The sequence below is a fragment of the Paeniglutamicibacter sp. ORCA_105 genome (genome assembly GCF_045798545.1).
GTDB classification, from domain to species: Bacteria; Actinomycetota; Actinomycetes; order Actinomycetales; family Micrococcaceae; genus Paeniglutamicibacter; species Paeniglutamicibacter sulfureus.
Map to the genome: position 1 here is coordinate 151,483 of NZ_JBIXLM010000006.1, position 10,747 is coordinate 162,229.

Consider the following 10,747-nt stretch of genomic DNA (forward strand, 5'->3'; position numbering starts at 1 on the left):
ACGTTATGCGAGGACGTGACACGCGTCATTGGATGATTTGCCCAACACGCCCCTCCGTGTTGGATAATTCAACCCATGATTTCCTTGTTGCAGTTGGGTGCCGAACTCGGACCCGAACTTGTGCCGTGCCCCGGTGCCGAATTCAGTGCCAAGCCGGTGACGGGAGTCCATGTCTCCGAGCTGGAGGATCCCACCCCGTATCTGGAGGGCGGTGAGCTGTTGCTGACCACCGGCATGCCCTTCGCAAAGTCGGCGGCTCTCTCGCTGGCGTACATGAAACGGCTCGGGGCAAAAGAGGTTCGTGCCGTGGGGCTTGGCCTGGGCCCGTGGCTGAAGCAGGTGCCCGGACATGTGTTGGCCGCCAGCCGCGCGGTCGGCATCGAGCTTGCCCTTGTCCCGGACGGTGTGCCGTTCCAGCATGTCTCGCGCGCCTACTGGCGCCTGTCCACCCGGGACGACACCGCCAACCTCATGGATTCGCTCGGCACGCAAACGGCGCTGGCCAGGGCAGCCATGCGCCCCGACGCCACCAGCGCGGTGGTGCGCGGGCTCGCCCAGGCGCTCGGCGGTTGGGCCGCCTACCTTCCCGCGGATGCCGGAACCGAGACCGTGTGGCCTGCCTCCGCCGGATCCCTGGTCGAAGACCTGAGGGCCGAGTCGATTCGCTTCAGCAAGGCCGGTGTCCCCTCGGCCGCCACGTTCGAGCTCCACGGCCAACCCGTGGTGCTGTACCCGATCCTGCTCGGCGCGCGGATCCACGGGTTCCTGTGCATCGGCTCGGGGCGGACGCTGACCCGCGCCGACCGGCAGATCATCATGACGGTCTCCACGTTGCTGGCCCTGCGGGCCAGGGAACGCGAGGTGGTCGTCGGCACCGCCCATGCGCTGGGCGCCGCGACGACCAAGCTGTTGCTGCACGGGCAGACCGAGGCGGCACACATGGTGGCCGAGGACTTGGGACTGGCCGAGCTTCCCAACCGCGTCCGCCTGTTGGGCATCAGGCTTTCGCCCGGGGACGACCCGGGGCTGGCGGCACGGGCGGTGGCGCGGCTTGTCGCGGATCCGGGATTGCCCGAGTTGTCCGCCGCGGTGGATGCCTGCACGCTGCGCCACGTCCAGGACGAGATCCTGTACCTGGTCCTGCCCGCCTCAGGGATCGGCAGCAGGCCCGCGGACGGACCCGGCGAGTCCCTGGAGCAAAATGCCCTGCTGGGGCTGCTTCCCCTTCCCGACCCCGAGGCTTCCGGATCGCTGGCCGCCGCGCTGGGCGACCCCGTGAGCCTGGGCGAGATTCCCGGCAACCTTGCAGTGTTGCGCAGGACCACGCTGCAGGCCCCGGCTGGCCGGCTGGTTGCGGTCAATGCCAGCGAGGACGCGAAGGCAGCGGGCTGGGTGCGGCTGCTGGCCGATTATCCCCGCGCCGACCTGTTGGGCACGGTGCGCGCCTACCTCGCGGCGCGCGGCACCTGGGAGGATGCGGCACGGGCCTTGGGCATCCACCGCAATTCCCTGCGCCACCGGATCTCGGTGGCCACCACGCTCATTGGCGTGGACCTGGACGACCCGGATGTCGCGGCGCACCTGTGGCTGGCGCTGCGCCGCCAAGGAACAGGAACAGGGTCGCACTAAAATCCTGGATTGTCCGACACCAGTCTGCCTTCGGCGCCAGCCGCTCCGGGTAGGCTGGCCGACCTCAGCATTTCAGTTGGCCCTGAGCGCTTATAGGAACCGCTCCCGGGCCCTTTCTACCGTTACGTTGGGTTGGCCACGCCGGCAATCGCGGCAGAGATTTCCGAAACGGTCGTGACGCGTGCGAACAGCCCCATGGATGCGAGGGAGGCCTCGTGGGACGGTCCATCCGCCGCAGAGGAGGCGTCCGAAAGCACAAATGTCTTGTAGCCCAGGTCCGAGGCTTGGCGGACGGCGCTTTCGACGGATGCATTGGTTGCCACGCCGCACACGACCACGTTCTCCACGCCACGGGACGACAGGATCTGGTGCAATGCCGATCCGCTGAACGGGCCAGGCATTTGGTGGGTGAGCACAATGTCGTTTTCCAAGACGCTCACGTCCGGAACGATCGCGGCTCCCTTGCTTCCGTCTTTTAGGCAGCCTGCCTGCGCCACCATCTGCAACAGCGGCACGGTGGGGTTCAAGTCCGAGTAGTCGTCCGCGAAGGCGATCCGGAGCGGCACGACCAGTCCGCCGCCGGCGCGCAGCGTCTTCATGGCCTTCTCGCACTGGGCGAGCACATTGCGGGCCTTAACTTCGGAGCTGAACAGATTGCCGAAGGCTGTTTCGGGAGAAACGATATCGTGCTGCAGGTGGACCACCAAAAGGGCGGTCGATGCAGGGTTCAAGGTATTCATGGGCTGGCTCCTTGGTTAGTCGTTGGGCTTGAGGATGATGGAGGTGAAACCGCCGGCACGATCGGTGGCGGCGTCAATGGCCTGGTTGGCCTCTTCAAGGCCGTAGTGCCAGGATTCGAAGTGGGTGAGGTCCAGGGTGCCGGCAGCGGCCATCCGCGCCATTTCCTCCCCTTCGGCCACGCTGAACCACAGCGAGGTCAGCAGGCTGATCTGCATGGTCATGAGCCTGTACATCGGGACGGGGAGATCCTCGGGCATTGCTCCGATGCTGACCATCTTGCCGCCACGGCGCAGTGCCCAGATGCCTGCCATGCTCACATCTGCCGTCGCCTTATCTCCCAGTGCGTCGAGGTAGACGTCAGCGCCCAGTCCGTCGGTATTTTCCCGGACCCAGTCGCCCACATCGCCGTCGCCGTAGGCCATCGTGTGGATGCGGTCAGGGGCGATCTGACGGATTCGCTCGAGCAATTCCCTGTTGCGGGCGACCCCAAAAATCTTCGTTGCCCCCATGGCAAGCGCCAACAACACGGCGCTCAGACCGAGGGTGCCCGTCACGCCGTGGATGAGCAGATGTGTGCCGGCTCGGACGTCGCCCTTGCGCAGGCCCGAATAGGCAGTGCCCAGATATCCGAAGCGCGACGCATGGTCCAATGGCACATTCTCCGGGATGCGGATGATTCCGGATGCGGGGGCCTTGACGTACTGGCACATGCCGCCGTGGGGGTATTCCTTGTGGATTTCATTGGAACCGGGGCCGAAGCCGAAATAGCCCTGGAACGTGTACGACTCGTCGCTTAGGGGGTCACCGGTGCGTGATGCCCAGGAATCCCCGGAGTGGCGCCCGGGGTTCAAATAGACGCGGTCTCCCGCCTTGAGGTTGCGCACCCGGGCTCCGACCTGGCTAATGGTGCCGGCTGTATCCATGCCAAAGATCGCCGGCAGTTCCGGCAAGGGAAGGAATGGCTTCAACGACGGGTAGGTGGTAATGACGTTGCGCAAATTCTGAACCAGGTTGGCAGACTCAACCCTGATAATGACGTCATGGTCACCGGGAACCGGTATTGGCACTTCGTCTACTTGAAATTTTCCGCCGACATCGTGGAGACGTGCTGCGCGCATGGTGGTCATAGTGCTTCTCTTCATTCTTAGAGTGTCTTGCATCACGGCTGTGTGATGCGCCTCCCATCATTTGATGGAAGGCCAAAAAAGACAAGTAAGAGTTCCAATCAGCGGTACGATGCATGGTAGATCTATAACGTGGCAGGTTCAGAAAACGGACCGAATAGTCGAGCGGTCTCTGGTAATGCCCAGGGAAAACCCTGCCCTGCGCCGATCAGCCGTCGATGAGGGCGCTGTTACGCGGCATTTGGCGCCCCAGTACCAGCGCCGCCGTGCGCACTGCGGGCGCGACGAGATCAGTTTCGAGGAGCCCGGCCGCGCCGGTGACGGAGAGCGCTGCCACCACCGCTCCGCTCGAATCCATGACCGGGCTGGCCACGCATGAACTGCCAGCCGCCGATTCATTCTCCTCCCGGGCGAGGCCGCTGGCGGCGATCTCGATGAGCTCGGCACGCAATGTCGCCTCATCGGTGAGGGTTCTCCGGGTGACCTGCTCCAGACCCTTCGAGAGAGCTTCGTCAAGCACGGACGGCGGGGAAAATGCAAGCATGGCCTTGCCCAAAGCCGTGGCATGAGCTGGCATCCGCCCCCCTACGCGTGAGGGTAGGGGGGGAGTTCCTCTTCCGCGCAGGATTTCCACGTAGACAACCTCGGACCCGTCCAAGACGGCGCAATGGACGGTCTGGCCAGTGGCATTGCGGAGATCCACCATGATGCCCATGGCCCGCCGACGCAACTCCTTGGGCGTCACCACCATCTGCCCCAACTCGAACAGGGTAAGCCCCAGACGGAACGCGGAACCTTGGCGCTCAAGATACTGCAGGCGCAACAGTTCGGCGGTCAGTCGGGACACGGTGGACTTCGGCAATTCCGTCCTGCGGGCCAGTTCGGAAATCCCGAGGGAACGGTCCTCCAGCCGGAAGGCTTCGAGGATGAGGGTTGCACGGTCCAAGACCGACGTTGATTTGTTCCATTCAGCGGTACGCATGAAGGTAATTATGCAGGAAGGCCACAGTCTGTTCAATCCGGGTTACGAGAAGTGCATGGCGTCCTGCCTGGCTAGAACATTTTGCATTCCACCGATGCCACGGCTCGCATCCGTTTCATGCTGACGTTGTAGAAGCCGCGGCGAACATCCCCGCCATCACTAGTCAGCAATCCCGATCGGTCCAGGAACGACGCCACAAAACGCCAAAATCCACATACGAAACGTCAATGTCTAAATCCCGGTAACGCATAAGCCGATTGCTTCAACGCCATCCCATCCCAGAATGACCCTTAAGTTGTTTCTGGGGCACGTTCAATGAACTTCTTCGTCCTGGAAAGTGGATGCGGAGGGAGATTGCCACGCCGGGCAATTGAGCCGCAATATGGCGGGAATTTGTCGTACCTTGGACCCAATGCAGCGCGGGCGGTTAATCACGGGCGGGGGTTTACTGTCTGGGTAGCCAGAGTGCTTGGCTGGATCCACGAGGGACGAGCGGGAAGGCATAGCGGCCCGGGGTGCCTGACATCTCTACTTGGTCGGTGACACCTTGGTAGCGGCCATTGGGAGTTTCAGCCTGGAACACCTCGGGATCCAGATATGCGTGGTCACCGGTGGTGGCGCCCAGAGACATGGCGTAATCCTTGTCGAAGATGCCAAGTTGTATCAGCCAAAGCGAGAGACGCGCCAGGGAAAGATGGATCCGATAGCTGCCGCCTTCTGTCGCTCTCCGTTTGAGCGCGGCCATGACCGCCATCGCGGCGAGCCAGGACATGGCGTAGTCGTTGATGACAAAGATCTCCGTCAGCTGTGGGTCTTCCAGGGTCCCTTCGCGGGCCAGGATTCCGGTTACAGCACCGGCGTTTTGGTCGAACCCCGTGCGGTCGGCCCATGGACCCGTGGGCCCGTACAGCGACATATCCACGTGGATGATGCCGGGTCGGACTTCGGCGAGTTCCTCGGCACCAAGGTTGAAGTGGTTGAGGTACCCGGGCCTGCGGTTCGCAAAGAAGACGTCGCAATCCCGCACCAGGTCGAGCATGCGTGTCATCCCGTCCTGTTCCGCGAACTCCAGGGTCGCCGACCGCATGCCTACGCTCGAGGTGCTGTAGATGGCGTCCATTTCGAAGTCATAGGGCCTCCAGATATTCAGGACGTCTGCACCGTGGTAGGCCAAGGTCCGGCCGAGGCCGGCACCGGCAATGACATGCCCCAGGCCTAGGGCACGGACCCCGTCAAGTGGCGATGTGGGGTCCGTCGAAAAGGGTTCGGGGTCGGATTCCCCAATTTTTTCGATGTGCACCAACGGAAGTTCCCCGAGGTGGCGGAATTGCTCGTGTTCAAGGAATTCCTCGGTGCTGCGTACGACGGTGGCCTGCAGGCCCCGTCGGTTGGCTTCCCTTTCGAGGTCGAAAGAATCCCAGCCGCGCGTGACCGCGGCGATGGCTTCGTAGTTGTCGGCGCAGTCCAGGAATTCCAGGGCTTGGGTCTTAGCCTTCGGATAGATGTTGAGCAGCTGGATCATGCGGCCGTCGCGGGTGGGATACATGAACGAGGGGAAAAACGGGTTTGTTGGGTCGTGCCCGTTGACAGGGGGGTAGCCGTTGAGCAGTTCCCACTTCTGGTCATAGAAGGGACACAACCGGTGTGGCACTCTTCGGAGATCCAGGGACAGGTCTTGCCCGATACCCGTGCGGTGGCGCCAGAGGTCGGCAGCGGCGACGGACTTGGCCATCAGGGCCACTCCGCCCATGGTGGCTAGGGGCCACGGGCTCTTCAAGATGGGGTCTTTGCCGGTGAACGTCACGGTCCCGCCACCGCCGCGGGGGTCCAGGCCCACTAGGGACAGGACTTCGGCCAGTTCCCGCTCGGGGTTCAGCACGGTATCGGAGGTGATCGGTGAGGCTATCGATGCACGGATCTTCTGTTCGAGGGTTGGTTCTGGCAACGCAACTTTTCCTTCGTTAGTGATTGAAGGCCTCCCGCTCCTCCATAGTCAGCAGGAGCTCAACGGGGCCGTCCAACATTGTTGGCCGGCAGCCTGTGTTGGGGCGTGTGGGAGCGTCGCATCGGGGAAACCTGGCGACGCTCCCCTTGCCTATTTCGCTACGGCTTCGTCCTGGGCCTCGGCGTTGTAGAGCGCTTCCTTGCGTCCCCAGCCACCGGGGAGGAGGGATACCGAAACCACGGAGATCACGGAGACAACGATCATGTACACCGCCACGGCGTCGGAGGTGCCGTATGCTGCGAACAGCGCGGTGGCGATGGTCGGTGCGAAGGCGGGACCGGCCAGGGTGCCGAGAGTGTATCCCACCGATGCTCCCGTGTAGCGGACCTCGCGGGAGAACACCATGGACATCAGGGAACCGGTGACACCTGCGGCGGGGGGCATGGCAATGCCGAACAGGAGGATGACAGCCGTGGTAAAGCCCCACGCTGTCCCGGTGTTGATCAGCATGAACGCCGGCCAGGTCACCACGCCCATGGCGAGGGCACCGATCAGGTACATCGTCTTGCGGCCGTAGGTGTCGGACAATGCTCCGAACACCGGATAGAGCACCGTGGCAATGACGGCGGCGATGAATACGCCCATCAAGGCCGTGCTTTTGTCCAGGTCAACGACCTTGGACGCGTAGTTCACCAGGTAGCTCATGGTGATATATGCGTAGACCCCTTGGGACATGTAGGTGCCGGCGATCAGGAAGATCTCCTTGGGGTGGCGCTTGAACGCTTCCTTGAGTGGAAGCTTGACGATCCCGTCCTGGGAACGGGCGGCGGCAAATGCCGGGGACTCGGACACCGTCAGGCGGATGATGAGTCCGACGACCACCAAAACCGCGCTGACCAGGAACGGGAGTCGCCAGCCCCAGGAGAAGAAGGCTTCGTCCGACAGTTGCGATACCGAGAGGAAGGCCACCGTTGCCAGCGCCGTTCCTGCCGGGGCGCCGGTCTGCGGGAAGGCCCCGTAGAATCCCCGCTTTCCCTTGGGTGCGTGTTCAACGGCCATCAGCGTTGCGCCGCCCCATTCGCCGCCAACCATGAAGCCTTGGAACAACCTCAGGATGGTCAGCAAGATCGGGGCGGCCATTCCGATCTGCGCATACCCGGGGAGCAGGCCCATGAGCATCGTGGCCAGGCCCATCCCCACCAGGGAGATGATGAGCATTTTCTTGCGTCCTATGCGGTCGCCGAAGTGCCCAAAGACGATACCGCCCAGGGGGCGGGCCAGGAAGCCGACACCGAACGTGGCGAAGGACAGCAGGGTTCCCATCAAAGGTGTGGCTTCAGGGAAGAACAGCCGAGGAAAGACCAGCGCGGCGGCGGTGCCGTAGATGAAAAAGTCGTAGTATTCGATGGTCGTGCCGATGAAGCTGGCCATGGCGACCTTAAAGGGGCCGGCAGTCTTCGTAGGAAGAGTTTTTGTGGACACGGGCTTACTCCAGTGTGAGTGTGGACAATAAGCGCAAGAGGCACTTAGCGGTCTGGGGTGCATGGCCTTATAACGGAGCAGGCCGCGCTTCATGTGACTACACTCACACAGAATTGATTAACTAGCAAATTAACTAGTGAACATATTTTCTCGAAGCCGCCGATGGTAGCGACCCTCATGATCCCGTGGGGCGGGGCCCGGCCGCCTGGACGACCGAGGTGAATTCGCGCAGGCTTTCCGTCAATTGGATGATGTGGCGCGGCCCCAGTTGCGCCAAGAGATCCCGTTCGTAGCGGGAGAGGGATTCCAGAATCGGCTCGAACACGGCAAGGGCCTTCTGCGTTGGCTTGATCAGCGATCCCCTGCGGTCCAGGGGATTCTCCGTCCGCTCAATCAGGCCTTCCAGCGTCATTTTTTTCAACCTTTTCGTCGTCCCCGGAGCGGATACCAGGGATTGCGAAGTGATTTCAGTGGGCGACAGCGGCCTGCCACTGCGGACCAGAACCGAGAGGATGTCGAAGTCCGCCCGGGTAAGTCCGTGACGTGCCAGGACCTCATCGCTTCCGGCCTGGATGGCGTGCGAGAGTACGCGGATGCGACCGGTGATCGACATTGGAGAGGTGTCGAGTTCGGGAACGATGGACCGCCATTGGTCGCGGACCGAGTCAATTGAGTCGTCAATCGAAGACAATTTACTTCACCGGCTAACTAGTTTATGCTGATTTGTGTCGAGCCTCACGTTACCGTGCGCACTCGCTTTCATATCAAGCTATCTGTTCCAAAGCCGACAGTGAGAATCGCCGCGTGGGTGGAACGACTTCTCCAGAGAAGGAAAATCAATGACTCAGAACTTCACGGATATCAACGGTGCGGCCGACCGATTGGACGACGCGACAGGCGACGGCGCCTACGACACCGATGTCCTGGTCGTCGGTACCGGCCCGATGGGAGCGACGACGGCGCTGGCCTTGGCGACTTACGGCGTGCGCACGACGATGATCTCGCAATGGTCATGGTTGGCGAACACTCCCCGCGCACACATCACCAACCAGCGTGCCGTTGAGGTGCTGCGCGACCTCGGCATTGAGGACGAAGCCAAGAAGTATGCAGTCCCCTGGGATCAAATGGGAGACACCCTGTTCACCACCTCCCTCGCCGGACCGGAGATTGCCCGGATGCGCGCCTGGGGAACGGGCGATGACCGTCAGGGCGACTATGTCACAGCCAGCCCCTGCACCATGCTCGACATCCCTCAAACCCAAATGGAACCACTGTTGGTTAAGAATGCCGCCGAGCGCGGCGCAAAGGTTGCATTTTCCACCAAGTACCTCGGTCACACACAAGACGACCACGGGGTCACCGTCCGTCTGCTCAACCGCGCTTCCAACCAGGAATACACGGTGCGTGCCCGCTATCTCGTGGGAGCCGACGGCGCTAAGAGCCAGATCGCAGAAGAGATCGGTCTGGAGATCGTTGGGCACACAGCCCGCGCCGGCACCGCCTATGTCCGATTCCGGGCGGATCTCTCCAGCTATGTCGCCCACCGGCCCAGCATCCTGCACTGGATCATGAACCCGGCAGCGAACTTCGGCGAAATCGGCATGGGCCTGCTGCGCGCCGTCAATCCGTGGGACGAATGGATTGCCGGTTGGGGCTTCGACATCGAAGCAGGCGAACCCGACCTCACTCACGAACGCGTCATCGAACAAATTCGCACCCTCGTCGGCGACCCGGATCTCGAGCCGGAGATCGAGGGAACCTCCATCTGGTACGTCAACCAACAGCACGCCCTCACCATGGCCAAGGGCAGGGTCTTCTGCGGCGGCGACGCCACCCACCGCCACCCACCGAGCAGCGGACTGGGCTCAAACACCTGCATCCAGGACGCCTTCAACCTAGCGTGGAAACTCGCCTACGTCGTCAAAGGCCACGCCGGGCACGGACTCCTGGAAACCTACTCCCCCGAGCGCGCGCCAGTCGGCGCGCAGATAGTTGCCCGCGCCAATCAGTCCCGGCTGGACTATGCGCCACTGCGCGAATGCTTCGACACTTCGGACCCTAACGGAAGTGAGCCGTCCATCGAGCACGGGTTGGCCCGTCTTAAGGCAGCTACGCCCGAGGGGGTGGAACTGCGTGCCCGCGTCGCCAAGGCACTGGAATTGAAGAACCACGAGTTCAACGCCCAGGGAGTAGAGCTGAATCAGCGCTACACTAGCTCCGCCGTCGTGCCGGATGCCGATGCCACAGTCGAAACCTTCCAACGCGACGCCGAGCTTCACGTCCAGCCCACCACCCGGCCCGGCGCCAAGATCCCCCACGCCTGGCTCGTCGGCGCCGACGGCCACCGCATTTCCACCCTCGATGTCACCGGAAGAGGCCGCTTCACGCTGGTCACCGGGTTGGCGGGTCAGGCTTGGAAGGAAGCCGCCAAACAGCTCAAACTCGATTTCCTCGACACCGTCGTGACCGGTGAGACCGGATACGAGGACCCCTACGCCGCTTGGGCCAAAGTCAGGGAAGTCCACGAGGCCGGCGCACTGTTGATACGCCCCGATGGCTACGTTGCCTGGCGACACAGCACCCCCGTGTGGCAGACAGCCCAGGCGGAAGAACTGTTGCGCTCGGCGCTGCAGACCGTGCTGTCCACGGAACTTCCGTCGGACCACAACCTGCAGGTCACATTCGCTTAGCACCCCCTACCCCAAGGAGAACCATGAAAACCGTCCAGATTCCCGATTACACGACCGACGCCTTCTTCGGCCTCGAAGACAAGTGGCTGCAAACCGCCGAAGGCGAAATCACCCACTACCACGAGCTCGGCGAAGGCACCCCGATCCTCTTCCT

The 10,747-nt window shown here is 62.5% G+C and carries 8 protein-coding genes; 2 read left to right on the forward strand and 6 right to left on the reverse strand.

The annotated features are described in order from the left end of the window. Positions 1-75: 75 nt before the first annotated feature. The gene (locus ACIPUB_RS04935; protein WP_407606353.1) at positions 76-1,629 is read left to right on the forward strand and encodes a PucR family transcriptional regulator; all 1,554 of its coding nucleotides are present in this window, start codon (positions 76-78) and stop codon (positions 1,627-1,629) included. A gap of 122 nt (positions 1,630-1,751) precedes the next feature. On the opposite strand, the gene ACIPUB_RS04940 is transcribed toward ACIPUB_RS04935, so the two are convergent. From ACIPUB_RS04940 to ACIPUB_RS04965, 6 genes are all read right to left on the reverse strand, one after another. Then, positions 1,752-2,369, reverse strand: coding sequence for a cysteine hydrolase family protein (locus ACIPUB_RS04940; protein ID WP_407606354.1), 618 nt, complete (start codon positions 2,367-2,369; stop codon positions 1,752-1,754). 15 nt (positions 2,370-2,384) lie between these two features. After that, positions 2,385-3,512 (reverse strand): alcohol dehydrogenase catalytic domain-containing protein, encoded by a 1,128-nt coding sequence (locus tag ACIPUB_RS04945; RefSeq protein WP_407606355.1) that lies wholly within the window; start codon positions 3,510-3,512, stop codon positions 2,385-2,387. Positions 3,513-3,702: 190 nt separating this feature from the next. Beyond that, a complete protein-coding gene (locus ACIPUB_RS04950; protein WP_407606356.1) occupies positions 3,703-4,476 on the reverse strand; it encodes an IclR family transcriptional regulator in 774 nt (257 codons plus the stop codon). A 445-nt stretch (positions 4,477-4,921) separates the two neighbouring features. Next, positions 4,922-6,421: a CoA transferase gene (locus tag ACIPUB_RS04955; protein ID WP_407606357.1), complete on the reverse strand. Its 1,500-nt coding sequence runs from the start codon at positions 6,419-6,421 to the stop codon at positions 4,922-4,924. Between the two features lie 150 nt (positions 6,422-6,571). Then, entirely contained in the window at positions 6,572-7,852 is a 1,281-nt protein-coding gene (locus ACIPUB_RS04960; RefSeq protein WP_407606358.1) for an MFS transporter, read from the reverse strand. 226 nt (positions 7,853-8,078) lie between these two features. Next, positions 8,079-8,594 carry a MarR family winged helix-turn-helix transcriptional regulator gene (locus tag ACIPUB_RS04965; RefSeq protein ID WP_407606359.1) on the reverse strand — a complete coding sequence of 172 codons (516 nt, stop codon included), beginning with the start codon at positions 8,592-8,594 and terminating at the stop codon, positions 8,079-8,081. A 148-nt stretch (positions 8,595-8,742) separates the two neighbouring features. Here ACIPUB_RS04965 and ACIPUB_RS04970 point away from each other — a divergent pair, with 148 nt between their 5' ends. Then, entirely contained in the window at positions 8,743-10,593 is a 1,851-nt protein-coding gene (locus ACIPUB_RS04970) for an FAD-dependent oxidoreductase (protein WP_407606360.1), read from the forward strand. Positions 10,594-10,747 lie beyond the last annotated feature (154 nt).